14 protein-coding genes and 1 pseudogene are annotated in these 14,456 nt (G+C 72.9%); 6 read left to right on the forward strand and 9 right to left on the reverse strand.

Annotated elements, in window-relative coordinates:
- Positions 1-40 precede the first annotated feature (40 nt).
- The gene (locus OG959_RS15535) at positions 41-727 is read left to right on the forward strand and encodes a response regulator transcription factor (RefSeq protein ID WP_326658831.1); all 687 of its coding nucleotides are present in this window, start codon (positions 41-43) and stop codon (positions 725-727) included.
- On the opposite strand, the pseudogene OG959_RS15540 reads toward OG959_RS15535, so the two are convergent.
- A pseudogene (locus tag OG959_RS15540) lies at positions 686-1,408 on the reverse strand (phosphatase PAP2 family protein); the annotation flags it as partial. The gene OG959_RS15535 and the pseudogene OG959_RS15540 sit on opposite strands and share 42 nt — an antisense overlap.
- A 141-nt stretch (positions 1,409-1,549) precedes the next feature.
- Here OG959_RS15540 and OG959_RS15545 point away from each other — a divergent pair.
- Positions 1,550-2,173, forward strand: a complete 624-nt coding sequence (locus OG959_RS15545; protein WP_326658833.1) for a flavin reductase family protein — start codon at positions 1,550-1,552, stop codon at positions 2,171-2,173.
- 73 nt (positions 2,174-2,246) lie between these two features.
- Here OG959_RS15545 and OG959_RS15550 read toward each other — a convergent pair whose 3' ends face one another.
- Positions 2,247-3,566, reverse strand: a complete 1,320-nt coding sequence (locus OG959_RS15550) for an MFS transporter (protein WP_326658835.1) — start codon at positions 3,564-3,566, stop codon at positions 2,247-2,249.
- Between the two features lie 202 nt (positions 3,567-3,768).
- Here OG959_RS15550 and OG959_RS15555 point away from each other — a divergent pair, with 202 nt between their 5' ends.
- On the forward strand, positions 3,769-4,101 hold the full coding sequence (locus OG959_RS15555) for a hypothetical protein (protein ID WP_326658837.1): 333 nt from the start codon (positions 3,769-3,771) through the stop codon (positions 4,099-4,101).
- On the opposite strand, the gene OG959_RS15560 is transcribed toward OG959_RS15555, so the two are convergent.
- A complete protein-coding gene (locus tag OG959_RS15560; protein WP_326658839.1) occupies positions 4,058-4,477 on the reverse strand; it encodes a ribosomal maturation YjgA family protein in 420 nt (139 codons plus the stop codon). The genes OG959_RS15555 and OG959_RS15560 overlap by 44 nt on opposite strands.
- Positions 4,474-5,715 (reverse strand): MFS transporter, encoded by a 1,242-nt coding sequence (locus OG959_RS15565; protein ID WP_326666401.1) that lies wholly within the window; start codon positions 5,713-5,715, stop codon positions 4,474-4,476. Before OG959_RS15565 ends, OG959_RS15560 begins: the two co-directional genes overlap by 4 nt.
- 115 nt (positions 5,716-5,830) lie before the next feature.
- Between OG959_RS15565 and OG959_RS15570 the strand changes: the two genes are divergently transcribed.
- On the forward strand, positions 5,831-6,823 hold the full coding sequence (locus OG959_RS15570; RefSeq protein ID WP_326658841.1) for a GlxA family transcriptional regulator: 993 nt from the start codon (positions 5,831-5,833) through the stop codon (positions 6,821-6,823).
- A 10-nt stretch (positions 6,824-6,833) separates the two neighbouring features.
- Here the strand turns inward: OG959_RS15570 and OG959_RS15575 are convergent, their stop codons facing one another.
- Positions 6,834-7,547 carry a TetR/AcrR family transcriptional regulator gene (locus tag OG959_RS15575; protein ID WP_326658843.1) on the reverse strand — a complete coding sequence of 238 codons (714 nt, stop codon included), beginning with the start codon at positions 7,545-7,547 and terminating at the stop codon, positions 6,834-6,836.
- A gap of 118 nt (positions 7,548-7,665) precedes the next feature.
- On the opposite strand from OG959_RS15575, the gene OG959_RS15580 reads away from it, so the two are divergent.
- The gene (locus OG959_RS15580) at positions 7,666-9,138 is read left to right on the forward strand and encodes an MFS transporter (protein WP_326658845.1); all 1,473 of its coding nucleotides are present in this window, start codon (positions 7,666-7,668) and stop codon (positions 9,136-9,138) included.
- Between the two features lie 60 nt (positions 9,139-9,198).
- Here OG959_RS15580 and OG959_RS15585 read toward each other — a convergent pair whose 3' ends face one another.
- Both OG959_RS15585 and OG959_RS15590 read right to left on the reverse strand, forming a co-directional pair.
- On the reverse strand, positions 9,199-10,248 hold the full coding sequence (locus OG959_RS15585) for a Zn-dependent alcohol dehydrogenase (RefSeq protein WP_326658848.1): 1,050 nt from the start codon (positions 10,246-10,248) through the stop codon (positions 9,199-9,201).
- A gap of 265 nt (positions 10,249-10,513) precedes the next feature.
- Positions 10,514-11,431 (reverse strand): SDR family oxidoreductase, encoded by a 918-nt coding sequence (locus OG959_RS15590; protein WP_326658850.1) that lies wholly within the window; start codon positions 11,429-11,431, stop codon positions 10,514-10,516.
- Positions 11,432-11,514: 83 nt separating this feature from the next.
- Here OG959_RS15590 and OG959_RS15595 point away from each other — a divergent pair, with 83 nt between their 5' ends.
- The gene (locus OG959_RS15595) at positions 11,515-12,441 is read left to right on the forward strand and encodes a cyclase family protein (RefSeq protein WP_326658852.1); all 927 of its coding nucleotides are present in this window, start codon (positions 11,515-11,517) and stop codon (positions 12,439-12,441) included.
- 60 nt (positions 12,442-12,501) lie between these two features.
- Here the strand turns inward: OG959_RS15595 and OG959_RS15600 are convergent, their stop codons facing one another.
- The gene (locus OG959_RS15600; RefSeq protein ID WP_326658854.1) at positions 12,502-13,017 is read right to left on the reverse strand and encodes an ATP-binding protein; all 516 of its coding nucleotides are present in this window, start codon (positions 13,015-13,017) and stop codon (positions 12,502-12,504) included.
- 485 nt (positions 13,018-13,502) lie between these two features.
- Entirely contained in the window at positions 13,503-14,450 is a 948-nt protein-coding gene (locus tag OG959_RS15605) for an acyl-CoA dehydrogenase family protein (protein WP_326658856.1), read from the reverse strand.
- Between the last annotated feature and the right edge of the window lie 6 nt (positions 14,451-14,456).

The following is a 14,456-nucleotide window of genomic DNA, read 5'->3' on the forward strand; positions in this document are numbered from 1 at the left end:
ACGCCCCACACGCCCCCTCCCCCACCACGAAGGAAGACAGATGATCCGCGTCCTCATCGCCGACGACGAGCCGATGATCCGCGCCGGAGTCCGTGCCGTGCTGTCCACCGATCCGGGCATCGAGGTCGTCGCCGAGGCGTCGGACGGCCACGAGGCCGTGGAACAGGCGCACCGCCACCACCCGCACGTGGCCGTGCTCGACATCCGGATGCCGGGGACCAACGGCATCGAGGCGGCCGCCGAGATCCGGCGCACCGTCCCGGCGACGGGCGTCGTGATGCTGACGACCTTCGGCGAGGACGACTACATCCTCCAGGCCCTCGGAGGCGGCGCCGCCGGATTCCTGATCAAATCGGGCGAGCCCGAGGAGCTGATCGCCGGAGTCCGCGCGGTGGCCAACGGCGCCGCCTATCTGTCACCGAAGGTCGCGGCCCGGGTCGTCGCCCATCTCGCGGCGACGGGTGCGGGCGCCCTGGCCGGCCGCCGTACCGCCGCCCGGGACCGGGTCCGTACGCTCACCGCCCGGGAACGCGACGTACTGGCCTTCCTCGGCGGCGGGCTGTCCAACGGGCAGATCGCGCGGCGGCTCCACCTGGTCGAGGGGACGGTCAAGGCCCACGTGAGTTCCATCCTTGCCCGGCTGGGCGTAGACAACCGGGCGGCCGCCGCGGTCGTCGCCCACGAGGCCGGGGTCGTCGCCCCCGCGCAGCCGCCCGCCGAGTACTGACGCCGCCGCCCGGGCGATCGGGAGAAACGCGAGCAGCACGCCGGCGACCACCGCCCCACCGAGTACCGCACCGGCCAGCACATCGTGCGGGTAGTGCGCCCCCACCAGGACCCGCAGCAGCGCGGCCGCGCCGGCCAACGGCAGGGTGACGGCGGCCAGTCGCGGCCGCAGCAGGGCCAGGCCCACGCCGAGTCCGGCCGCCAGGGTGGCGTGGTTGCTCGGGAAGGACCAGTCGCCGGGTGGCGGGCACTCGGCGACCGCCGCCGCGCCACGGAGCAGAACCCGGCAGGGGCGCTCCTCGTCGACGACGAGCTTCACGGCTTCACTGATCGCGTAGGCGAGCACGGTGCCGGTCCCGGTGAGCACCGCACCGGCGGAGACCCGGGTGTCGCCCCGTCGTACGGCACACCACCAGACCCACACCAGCAGAAGCCCGAGGGCCACGAGCGTCCCGTCGCAGGCCGCCTCCAGCAGCGGTCCCGCCCAGGAGGGCGCATCGGCCACCGCATCGGTCACCGACCGGTACACGGAGGCCGAGGCGCCGTCGGTCACCTCCACGGCCTGTTCGCTCCCCAGGCCTCCCGGGGCGAGGCCCACGACCGTGGCCGCCCCCGCGCCCAGGACCAGGCAGGCGAGCAGGGGCCGTGCGTTCCGGGTCGTGCTTCCGGATTCTGTTCTCATGAGGCCCGAACCTAGGAGCGACGGAGGCGGAACTCCCGGGACGAAGGGCAGGGGCCACCCCTGACGAAGGTCGGGGGTGACCCCGCCCTTCCAATCTGACGCCTCGTCAGTTCTAATCGAAGGGTGATGGGACACGCAGGCATGGCCGCAACCGCAGTCCGCTACCTCAGGTCCGTCGGCGCTCCGACGGCCACCGGCCCGGAGCGGGTCGATCCGCTGCCGCCGCCCTCGCTGCGGGCCGTCGCGGAAAACGAGCGGCTGCCGCTCGACCGGGGCGAGTTCCGGCGGGTGCTGGGGCACTTCGCGAGCGGGGTCACCGTCGTCACGGCCCACGATCCGGGCGACACCGACGGGCCGGGCGGCCCGGCGGGCTTCGCCTGCCAGTCGTTCTCCTCGCTCTCGCTCGACCCGCCGCTGGTCGCGTTCATGGTCGCCCGTACGTCGACGACCTGGCCGCGCATCGCCCGGGCCGGCGCCTTCTGCGTCAACATCCTGGGCGCGGACCAGGGCGCGCTGTGCCGTGGCTTCGCGGTCAGCGGGGCCGACAAGTTCGCCGGGGTGGCGCACTCCCCCGCCCCCGGGACCGGTTCGCCGCTGCTGGAGGGCGTGCCCGCGTGGGCCGACTGCCGCATCCAGGCCGTCCACACCGGCGGCGACCATCTGATCGTGGTCGGCCGGGTCGAGGCGCTGGGGGCCACGGCGGACGAGGACGGAGAGGGTCCGCTGCTCTTCCACCGCGGGGTGTTCGGGCGCTTCAGCGGCTGAACGGGACCACGCGTTCCGGCACTTCAGCCGCAGAACAGGCACACACGTTCCGGCACTTCAGCCGCAGATCGGCTCACTCCGCGACGGCGTCCGCGGTCGCCCCCTTCACCCGGCGGATCATCAGTGCCATCAGCGCCGCCATCGCGCACAGCGCCCCCGCCGCGTACCAGACCACGTCGTACGAGCCGAAGTGGTCGCGCGCCACCCCGCCGAGGAATGCCACCAGGGCCGCGCCCACCTGGTGGGAGGCGAGGACCCAGCCGAAGACGATCGCGCTGTCCTCGCCGTACTGCTCCCGGCACAGGGCCAGGGTCGGCGGGACCGTGGCGACCCAGTCGAGGCCGTAGAAGACGATGAAGAAGATCATCGGCGGCTCCACGGTGGCCTGCATCAGGACCGGCAGGAAGAGGAGCGACACCCCGCGCAGGGCGTAGTAGACGGCCAGCAGCCGGCGGGCGTCGAAGCGGTCGGTGAGCCAGCCGGAGAAGACCGTGCCGATGATGTCGAAGATCCCGATGACGGCGAGCAGCGAGGCCGCGGCGGTGATCGGCATGTGGTGGTCGTGGGCCGAGGGCACGAAGTGGGTGCGGATCAGGCCGTTGGTGGAGGCGCCGCAGATCGCGAACGACCCGGCCAGCAGCCAGAACGGTCCGGTGCGGGCCGCGTCGAACAGGACGCGTACGGTCCGGCGCGCCGCCCCGCTCGCGGGCGCGGGCTTGGCGACGTACTCGCCGCCGTACGGGGCGAGGCCCACGTCGGCCGGGTGGTCGCGCATCAGGAGCATGACGAACGGGACGACGGCCAGGGCGGCCAGGGCGACGGTCACCGAGGCGGGCTGCCAGCCGTGCCGGTCGACGATCCAGGCGCACAGGGGCAGGAAGACGAGCTGCCCCGAGGCGCCGGCCGCGGTGAGGATGCCGGTGACCAGGCCCCGGCGGGCGACGAACCAGCGGTTGGTGACCGTCGCGGAGAAGGACATCGCCATCGCGCCCGTACCGAGGCCGACGAGCAGCCCCCAGTAGATCATCAGCTGCCAGGCCGCGGTCATCCAGACGCTGGCCAGCGCACCGGCCGCCACGGCACTGAGGGCGACGACCACGACCCGGCGGATACCGAACCGGTCCATCAGCGCCGCGGCGAACGGCGCGGTGAGCCCGTACAGCGCCATGTCGATCGAGACGGCCAGCCCGATCTCCCCGCGCGACCATCCGAAGTCCTCGTGCAGAGGGTCGATGAGCAGCCCGGGCAGGGCGTTGAAGGCGGCGCCGCCGATGATCGTCACGAAGGCGACGGCCGCGACGATCCAGGCGCGGTGAACGCGGCGGGGCCGGGGTACCTCGTGGCCGGTCCGCGGGCTGCGGTCGCGGGCGGCGGGTTCGGTTGTCTGGGTCACGCCGCCCAGCATCCGGCCTCCGCGGCTCCTCCGGTAAGTGGCCCGACGGACATGGTTCGCAAGGATCGGGCCAGAGGCGCCGCCCGGCCAGGGACCGGTGATGCGGATGCGCGTACGATCTGCGTCGATCGGCGGCCGGACACACGGAACAGGGCGAGTGGTACGCGTCCGCGCCGCTCCGTCCACGTCCCGGGGGTCTCTCATGCAGTGGGTCGAACGTCAGCACTTCCACCACAGGTCGGCGCTGATGCAGGGCTGGGGGGCCGTTCTGCTGCTCGTGGCCTGCGGGTTGTGGGTGCGGCTCGGCTTCCTGATGTGGGACCAGGACGACTCGTTGTACTGCTTCCGCGCGTCGTCGATCTGCGAGCTGGACAGCACCATGCCCACGCAGTTGATCCTCCTGGCCGTCTCCGCACCCCTCTCGGTGGCCGGCGCGGGGCTGCTCGTCGCGGGCAGTGTGCGCCGGCAGACCAGCGCACATGTGCTCCGCGTCATCGAGATGCAGGAGTCCGAGGAGCGGTCGCGCCGGAAGTAGCCGCCGCACACACCGCCCAGGCGGCTGCCGCCCCCACCGCGTACCAGAGCAGGTCGGGTGCGTCGAACGTCGATCCGAGCACCAGCCGCGCCGCCGTGCCGCGTTCGGACAGTTCGGCGGGTACGCCGGTGAGCTGGAAGAACTCCACCGCCCAGCTGATCCCCAGCCCGGCACCGGCCACGGCGAGCGGGCGGGCGCGGGGTGCGCACAGGGCGACGAGGGCGCAGACCAGGACGGTGTAGAGCGCGTCACCCGCGTACGTGGCGACCGCGCCGTCCGCCACGGTACGCACTCCGAGCCCGGCCGCGACGGTCAGCACGGCGGCGCCCGCCGCAACGCCCCTGGTCCGGCGCGCACTTCGCCCCTGCCCGCTCACCCGACCCGCTCCAGCCGCCGGATCGGCCGGGCCGCCAGCAGGACGCCCACCGCCAGCATGTTGATCACCGCACCGGCGAGCAGCACCTCCGGGGCGCCCAGCCGGTCCGCGACCGGTCCCGCCAGCGCGCGGCCCGCCGCCAGCATCAGCAGCGAGCCGGCCACGTCGTACGCGTGCAGCCGGTTCAGCGCCTCCGGCGGTACATGCGTCTGCACGGTCGTCGACCACATCACCAGCCAGAACGCGAACGCCGCACCCGCCACGAACTGTCCGGCACCCAGCGCCGCCACCGGCAGTCCGAGCCCCAGCACCACCAGGTTCACGCACACCCCGGTCAGGGCGAAGGCCCCCGCGGTCAGCGGGCGGCGCGGCCGCAGCCGCAGGGCCAGCAGGCCGCCCAGGACGCTGCCCGCGCCGTTCACCGCCATCATCGCGCCGTACGTCCCCGAGCCGTGGGCCTCGGTGACCTCGACGGCGGTCAGCGGGAGCATCGGCCCGAGCACGGCGAATCCGTACACCGTCCAGATCGCGATCACGCCCCACAGCCAGCTGCGCGCCCTGAACTCGCGCCAGCCGTCCACCAGTTCCGCGACGAACGTCCCGCGCGGGGCCTCGTCCGACGGGGCGGGCGCGAGCCTCAGCAGGAAGAGGCAGATGCCGGAGACCAGGAACGTCGTCGCGTTGGCCGCGTAGACCGCCCCGGCGCTCGCCAGCCCGACGAGCATGCCCGCGAACGCCGGGCCGGCCATGGTCATCAGCGCCTCGGACACCCGCAGCACCGCATTGCCGCGCTGCACGTCCGTCGCCACCCGCGGAGTCGTCGACGCGACCCCCGGCTGGAAGAGCGCCGCCCCCACGCCGGCCACCGCGCTCAGCGCGTACACCGCCCACAGCGGCGGATTGCCGGTGGCGAAGGAGACCGCGAGCACCGAGGCGCCGATCAGCCGCAGCGCGTCGGCGATGATCATCATCCGGCGCGGAGTGAAACGATCCGCCAGGACGCCGCCGAAGAGGACGAACAGGGCCAGCGGGCCCATCCAGGCCGCCAGCGCGAACCCCACCGAGGAGTGCGGCCGCCCGGCTCCCAGCAGCCCCGCGGTGAGCGCCACCGGGATCATTCCGTCGCCGAAGAGGGCGGCGGTCCGGGCTACGAAGAAGAGCCGGAAGTTACGGTTCCAGAGCCGGTCGGGCCCGAGCGGCGAGCACGGCAGCGGTGGCAGGGGCGGCGCATCGCGCAGAGCGCCTTCATGATCCGCGGCGGGAATGCCCGCGAGGTCTGCTGACTTTTCCTTCACACCGAGGACATGTATCAGCTTATGGTCTACACCAGCTAGTGCGAAGGGAGGCCGTACCGTGCCGCACCGGGTCGTCGTTCTCGCCCTCGATGGGCTGCTCCCCTTCGAACTGGGCATCCCTCAAAGGATCTTCGGCCGTTCGCTCGGTTCCGAGCCGCTGAACCGGGGCCGGAAACTGTACGAAGTCGTGACCTGCTCGATCCGGCCGCCCGGCCCGGTCAGCACCGACGCGGACTTCACGATCACCGTCGAGAACGGCCCGGAGACGCTCGCCACGGCCGACACCGTGGTGATCCCCGCCAGCTACGAACTCGGCCCCGTCTACACCGAGGGCCGGCTGACCGACGAGCTCGCCGCCGCGTTCGCGTACATCAGGCCCGGCACCCGGATGGTCTCCATCTGCACCGGCAGTTACGTGCTCGCAGCGGCCGGATACCTCGACGGGCGCCCGGCCACCACCCACTGGTCCTCCGCCGACCACTTCCAGAAGCTGTTCCCCGCCGTGCGGGTCGACCCCGACGTCCTGTTCATCGACGACGGGGACGTCCTCACGTCCGCCGGGGTCGCCGCCGGCATCGACCTCTGCCTGCACATCGTGCGCCGCGACCACGGCACCGCCGTCGCCAACGACGTCGCCCGGCGCACGGTCGTACCGCCGCACCGCGACGGCGGCCAGGCCCAGTACATCCAGCGCCCGCTCCCCGACCCGGGCGTCTCGGCCACGACCACCGCCCGCGCCTGGGCGCTCGGCCGGCTGGAGTCGCCGATCCTGCTGCGCGACATGGCGCAGCAGGAGTCGATGAGCATACGGACGTTCACCCGGCGGTTCCGCGAGGAGGTCGGGATCAGCCCGGTCCAGTGGCTGACCCAGCAGCGGGTGGAGCTGGCCCGCCGGCTGCTGGAGTCCACCGATCTGTCGGTCGACCGGATCGCGCGGGACGCCGGCTTCGGCACCCCCACCTCCCTCCGGCAGCATCTGCAGGCGGCGCTGGGGGTGTCGCCGACGATGTACCGGCGGACGTTCCGGTCGACGGCGGCCGACCGGGTCTGAGGCGACCGCCCTACGCCGGCGCCCCGAGGCCCAGCGAGGCGAGCAGGTCGAGCATCTCGGCGCGGTAGACCTTCGCCGGATCGAGCGTCTGATGGCGCAGGTGGCCGTACACCTCCAGGGACACCAGTCCGTGCAGGCGCCCCCAGACGCGCAGGGCCAACGCGACCGCGGCCGGGGGCAGTCCGGGGAACCGCTCCCGCACCATGGCCGTCAGGTGCGGGTCGAAGTCGGACCACGCGTAGTCGCCCCGCGGCTGGCGGGACTCCGCTTCGGGCCAGGCGTCGGCGACGAGCCCGGTGAGCCCGGCGCACGTACGCCGCTCCGCCTCGGGCGCCGCGCCTCCCTCAGGGGCCGCGTAACCCGGCACGGGATCGCCGTAGATGAGCCGGAACCCCTCGGGGTTGGCCAGCGCCCATGCGCGGAACGCTCCGGCCCACGCCAGCATGCGGCCGGCCGCGTCATCGCGGAGCGCCCCGTCGCGGGCGGCTTCGAGCGTGTCGATGAGCGAGGTGTGCACGTCCCTGATCAGCGTGGTGATGAGGTCGTCGCGCGTCGCGAAGTAGCCGTAGATGGCGCCTGCCGTCATGCCCATCTCGCGGGCGATGGCCCGCAGCGTGATCGCGTCCGGCCCGCTGGCAGCCATGAGTTCGAGGGCGATCGCCTTGATCTCCGCCCCCGTTTCGGCACGGAGGCGAGCCCGGCGGTTCGGTGTCTGGTCTCCCACGCTTGACAGCTTACAGCGTGCAGGTACTAACCTCCGTGCAGTCACTACACGCCGTGTAGTAAATCCACGGCGTTCAATCCACGATGTGCACGCAGATGCGCACTCAGGAGTCGGATCAGTGGTCACCCTTCCCGTCCCCCCGGCGCGGCGCACCGGGGCGATGCTCGCGCTGCTGGCGTTCGCCCAGTTCATCGTCGCCGTCGACTACAACATCGTGTTCGTGGCGCTCCCGGAGATCGGCAGCGCGCTCGGCTTCAGCACCCAGTCCCTGCAATGGGTGGTCAGCGCCTACGCGGTGGCCTTCGGCGGATTACTGCTCTTCGGCGGCCGCGCGGTCGACCGGCTCGGCGCCCGTCGCGTGTTCGTCCTGGGCCTGACGGTCTTCGGACTCTCCTGCCTGCTGGGAGGCTTCGCGGGGAGCCCCGCCCTCCTCGTCACCGCCCGCGCGATCCAGGGCCTCGGCGCCGCACTGCTCACGCCCGCCACCCTCGCCCTCATCCACACCCGGTTCGCCGAGGGCGTGCAGCGCAACAAGGCCCTCGCGCTCTGGGGCGCGGCCGGCAGCGGCGGACTGGCGGCCGGCGCTCTGCTCGGCGGCGTCCTCACGCAGGCGTGGGGGTGGGAGTGGGTGCTGTTCGTCCTCGTCCCGCTCGCGCTGCTCGCCGCCGCGGCCGCGCCCGCCGTGCTGGCACCCGACGCGCGCACGCACCCGGGCCGGAACGGCTTCGACGCCTTCGGTGCGCTGCTCGCGACCGTCGGCTCCTCACTTCTCGTACTCGGCCTGGTCAGCGGCCCGGAAGCCGGCTGGGGCTCACTGCGCGGGGCCGGTTCGATCATGGCCGGTGCCGTGGTCCTCACGGTCTTCGTACTGGTCGAGAAGCGGACGAAGGACCCGCTCGTCCCCCTGCGTCTGTTCGGCAACCGGAGCCTGGTGACGGCGATCCTGATCATCCTGGTGTTCCAGAGCGCCCTGGGCGGCGCGTACTACCTGTTCACCAACTACCTCCAGGGCGTGCTGGGTTACGACGCGCTGGAGGCCGGTCTCGCCTTCGTTCCGTTGACGGTGATCTCCATGGCGGCCTCACTGAAGGCGGCCGGGGCGATGCTCGGCCGGCTGGGTCCGCGGACCACCTTGTTCCTGGGCATGACCGCGAATGGCGTCGGCATGGTCGCGCTGTCGGTCGCCATGTCCGCCGACGCCTCCTTCTGGCACCTGGTCCCCGGCCTGGTCGTCTGGGGAGTGGGCGGCGGCATCACGTTCCCCGCGATGTTCGCCTGCGCCGCGTCCGGTGTCGCCCCGCAGGAAGCCGGTATCGCGTCCGCGCTGGCCAGCACGTCGCAGCAGATCGGCGGCGCGGCGGGGCTGGCCCTGCTCGTCGCGGTGGCCACCGCGGGTACGGCCGGGGACGCCGGGGCCGTCCCGGCGGTGGCGGAGGCGGCCGACGGGCTCCGCAGCGCGATGTGGATCGGGGGCGCCGCCTCCGCCGCGGGCGGCCTGCTCGCCTTCTCCCTCCGCAAGCCGCCGCCGGCGGCCGGTCCTGACGCCATCGGCAGGCAGAAGGGGGAGGATGCCCGGAGCGTGCCCCTCTGAGGGGCCGGAACCGGGCCGCGGCCGGTCCCTCCGGCCGCGCCCCGCACGTTCGATCGCTCCTCAGAAGACCAGCACGCCCCGGGCCACCCGCCCGTGGTGCGCGTCGTCCGCCGCCTTGGCGAAGTCCTCCACCGGGTAGGTCTCGGTGACGAGTTCGTCCAGCAGCAGCCGGCCCTCGCGGTACAGCTCCGCGTACAGCGCGATGTCGCGCTGCGGGCGCGAGGAGCCGTAGCGGCAGCCCAGGATCGACTTGTCCAGGTACATCGACGAGACCAGGAACGACGCCTCGGCCGTCGCCGCCGGTACGCCGAGCAGGATCGCCTGGCCGTGCCGGTCCAGCAGGTCGATCGCGGTGCGGATCAGCTCGGTGCGGCCCACGCACTCGAAGGCGTGGTCGGCGCCGTGCGGAAGGATCTCCTTGACCCCTTCGGCCGAGGTGAGGAAGTGCGTGGCGCCGAACTGCCGCGCCACGGCCTCCTTGTCGGGGTTGGAGTCGACCGCGACGATGGTCAGCGCACCGGCGATCCGCGCGCCCTGGATCACGTTGAGCCCGATGCCGCCGGTGCCGATGACGACGACGCTCTCGCCGCGGTCGACCTTGGCCCGGTTCAGTACGGCTCCGACTCCCGTCAGCACCCCGCAGCCGATCAGGGCGGCCGAGGTCAGAGGCAGATCGTCGGGGATCTTCACCGCCTGCACGGCCTTGACCAGGGTCCGTTCGGCGAAGGCCGAGTTGGACGCGAACTGGTACAGCGGTTTCCCGCCGCGCGAGAACGGCTGCCCCGGCATACCGATCGCCTTGCGGCACATCGTGGGCCTTCCCCGGTCGCACTGGGCGCAGGCGCCGCAGCTGGCGAGCGTGGACAGCGACACGTGGTCGCCGGGCGCGACATGGCTCACGCCTGCGCCGACCGCTTCGACGACGCCGGCGCCCTCGTGGCCGAGCACGACCGGCAGCGGGAACGGGATCGTCCCGTCGATCACCGACAGATCGCTGTGACAGAGCCCGGCCGCGGCGACGCCGACCAGCACCTCGCCGGGGCCGGGGTCGCGTATCTCAAGGTCGTCGACGACCTCGGTCCGTTTGCCGTCGAAGACGACGCCTCTCATCTCGGCTCCCTCGCTAGGCCGAGCGCGTGCTGCGCTCGGCGGTGGTGTTCCGTTGGCCCGGGGCCCTCTTTCAAGCCCGTCCGGCGATTGAGGACCGGGGTCCGGGGCAGCGCCCCGGCAAGGCGCCCGCGCCGGCAAACGGGGCTCGGCCCCCACCGGGGGCTCCGCCCCCGCACCCCCGCTCCTCAATCGCCGGAGGGGCTTGGTTTGCCGCCACCCGCAGAGGCCGCACAGGCAGACCCAGGGATCAGGCGGCGCACGCCGCCTACGCGTTCGGGCGCTCCGCCGCCTTCGCCGCCGCGGCCATCTCCTCCAGCTGCGCCAGCATCGGCATCGGGTCCGTCCCGACCGTCCCGGGCAGGAAGTCCGCGATGCGTTCCGGAGTCCACGCCGCCCCTTCCGCGTACCCGGCGCGCAGCTCCCTCGGCTGGGCCCAGACCGCGATCTTCGGGCCCGCGATCGTGTACACCTGGCCGGTGATCTTCTCCGCGCGGGCGCGCTCGCTGAGCAGGTAGACGACGAGCGCCGCGACGTCCTCCGGTTCGCCGATCTCCTTCAGCTCCATGGGGACGTTCGCGGACATCCGGGTACGCGCCACCGGCGCGACCGCGTTCGCCGTGACGCCGTACTTGTGGAGGCCCAGCGCCGCGCTGCGGACGAGCGAGATGATGCCGCCCTTGGCCGCGCTGTAGTTGGCCTGGGCCACGCTGCCCTGGTGGTTGCCGCTCGTGAAGCCGATGAGCGTGCCGGCGCCCTCCTGCTTGCGCATGACCGCCGAGGCCGCCCGGAAGACGGTGAACGTGCCCTTGAGGTGGGTGGCGACCACGGGGTCCCACTCCGCCTCGGACATGTTGAAGAGCATGCGTTCGCGCAGGATCCCGGCCACGCAGACGACGCCGTCGATCCGGCCGAACTGCGCGAGCGCGGTGTCCACGACCCGCTGCCCGCCCGCCATGGTGGAGATGTCGTCCGCCACCGCGACCGCTTCGCCGCCCGCCGCCACGATCTCCTTGACGACGGACTCGGCTATCTCGCTGGCGGGCTCACCTCCCTCGATGGAGACGCCGTAGTCGTTGACCACGACCCGCGCCCCCTCCGCCGCCGCGGCGAGCGCGACGGCCCGCCCGATGCCGCGGCCGGCACCCGTCACTGCCACGACCTTGCCTGCCAAGAAGTTCCCCATGCCCGGCCCCTTCCCGCGGTTTCTGACGGACCGTTAGATTCTATGGGTCATCAGGTCCACCGGCACAAGCCCCAGGAGGCGCCATGTCTTTGCCGGACGAGTTCCACGACCTCGCCAAGCGCGTGAACAACTGGGGTCGCTGGGGTGCCGACGACGAGATCGGGACCCTCAACCTCATCACCGACGAGGTCGTACGGGAGGCGGCGGCCACCGTCCGCAGCGGCCGGCGCGTCCCGCTCGCCCTCCCGCTCCAGCAGGACGGCGTCCAGAACGGGCTCATCCCGGGGCGGGTCAATCCGCTGCACACCATGGTCCAGATCAACCAGGAGCTCTTCGGCCCCGGCACCGTCGCCACCAGCGACGACAGCGTGGTCATGAGCCTCCAGACCGCCACCCACTGGGACGCGCTCACCCACGCCTCGCACTCGGGGAAGATCTACAACGGCCGGCCGGCCGCCACCATCACCGCCCACGGCGGCGCACAGTTCAGCGGCATCGACAAGGCGCCGCACATCGTCTCGCGCGGGGTCCTCCTCGACGTCGCCCGCGCCCACGGCGTCGACCGGCTGCCGGGCGGCCACGCGGTCACTCCCGAGGACCTGGAGGCGGCCGAGGAGCTGGCCGGGGTCCGGGTGCGGGCCGGGGACATCGTCCTCGTGCGTACGGGGCAGGTGCGGGTGTACCTCTCCGGGGACAAGAACGCGTACGGGTACCCGTCACCGGGTCTGTCGATCCGCACGCCGGAGTGGTTCCGGGCCCGCGACGTGGCCGCGGTCGCCAACGACACGCTGACCTTCGAGATCTTCCCGCCGGAGATCGAGGACCTGTGGCTGGGGGTGCACGCGCTCGACCTGGTCGAGATGGGCATGCTCCAGGGCCAGAACTGGAACCTGGAGGACTTGTCCACAGCCTGTGCGGACGCGGGGCGCTACGCCTTCCTGCTCTCCGCCATGCCGGAGCCCTTCACCGGCGCCACCGGCACACCGGTCGCCCCGGTCGCGATCCTCTGAGCCGCCGCCGCGCGCACGGCAACCCGCCCCCGCCCTCCCCGTGCGCGGGCGGCAGCGCCGCTACGCGCGGTGGCTGCCCGCGTGCGCCTCGTACGCGGCACCCGCGCCGCAGCCGTCGGCGCCTTCGCGCTCGGGCGGTCCGGGCTGCAGCTGCACCTGGATCAGCGGGATGCCGCGGTCGACCTCGCACCAGATCCGCTTGCCCGCGCCCTCCGGCTGCCAGCCCCAGCGGTCGGCCAGGCCGTCGACCAGCTCAAGGCCTCGGCCGCCGGTGTCCTCGCCCTCCGCGTGCCGCTGCTGCGGTGGGCGGCAGCTTGCGTCGGCCACCTCGACCCGGACGGTCCCGGCGTTGCCCGGGGCACCCGTCGAACCGAACAGCATGCGCAGCACGGCCGGACAGCCCGTGTGCACGACCGCGTTCGTGACCAGCTCAGAGATGAGCAGGATGAGCGTCTCGGCCAGCGGCTCGTCGTCTCCTATCCCGGAACCGACGAGCCTCGAACGCGCCCATCTGCGAGCCCGTCCGACCTCCGCGGGGTCGGGCCCGACCTCCAACTGAACCTGAAGCACCTGCACCGCTCACACCATCCGAACCGGCGGACACATCGCCTCGCGCCTCCTCAGGGTCACGGAACGTGATTCCCTTACGAGACAGCATGGTTGACGTACAGTCACCGCAACAAGCGCTTCGGGCATATTCCAACGCGAAGGAGTACGCGTGGTGCATACTGTGCGACGCGCGTTGCGGAGAGTCGAACAGAGGCGCGCGGTCGCCCCGGGAATCGCTTCCCCGGCAGGCCCGGCGCTTCCGTGTGGATCACGAGCAGGGCACCTCTCGCGGACCGGAGTCGCCGCACAGGCCACATCCGGATCGCCAGGTTCCAGAACCACTCGCATCCAACGGAGCGTACCCGAGCCCGGCGCCGACTCCGGCCCGTGACGAATTACGCAAAGGACACAAGCCGGTATCGGGACGTGCCGACTGCGCTGCGTCACTCCGCAGCGTGAACCTCAGGGGTCCGTCGCGTCACCTGCGTGCACCGGGCACCCACGCACCCCGCTCACCCCAGATCGGCCGCCAGCGCCTCCTCCGCGTCCGCCGCCGTCAGCCACTGCCCCGACCGCAGCCAGGCCCGCTTGAGACGCAGATGGACATCCGCCTCCCAGGTGAAGCCCATGCCGCCGTGCACCTGGAGGCAGTCGCGGGCGTTGTCGACGGCCGCCTCGTCGGCGAGGAGCTTGGCCGCCGCGGCCTCCACCGGGTCCCCGGTCACCGCGGCCGCGTAGACGGCACTGCGGGCCGGCTCGGCGCGCACCAGCATGCCGGCACACAGATGCTTGACCGCCTGGAACGCCCCGATCGGCGCTCCGAACTGTTCCCGCCCACCGGCGTGTTGGACGGCCGCCTCCAGGCTGCGGGTGGCACTGCCGAGCTGTTCGGCCGCGGCCAGCAGCGCACCCTCGCACCGCAGCCGCGCCCCGTCCGGCAGCACCTCACCCTCGCACGCGGACAGGTCCGGCACCCGCCACAAGGGCGTACCCGGATCGAGCGAGCGCACGGGCCGGGCCTCGTCCACCAGCCGCCGCAGCGCCCCGCCGCTCACCAGCCGAGTCCGGTCCCCGTCCAGGACCAGCAGCGCGTCGGCCCCCTCCAGGTGCCCCACGGGCCGCCCCGCCTCAGCCAGCGCGACCACGGCCCCACCCTCGGCCGCCCCCTTCACCGCGCCCGCGGCGAGCTGGGTGGCGGCCAACGGCCCGGGCAGCAGCGCCCGCCCCACCTCCTCGAACAAAAGTACGGATTCGGGCAGTCCGAGACCGACCCCGCCCGCCGCCTCCGGCAGCCGCAGCGCGAAGAAGCCGGCCGCACCGAGCTCCCGCCACAGCGCCCGGTCCACGCCCCCTCCCCGCTCGTGCGCCGCCCGCATCCGGTCCCTGTCGAACCGGCCGGCGAGCAGGCCCCGTATCCCCGCCCGCAGGGCCCGCTGATCCTCCGAGAGCTGGAAGTCCACTCCCCG

It is taken from the genome of Streptomyces sp. NBC_00385, assembly GCF_035917155.1.
GTDB classification, from domain to species: Bacteria; Actinomycetota; Actinomycetes; order Streptomycetales; family Streptomycetaceae; genus Streptomyces; species Streptomyces poriferorum.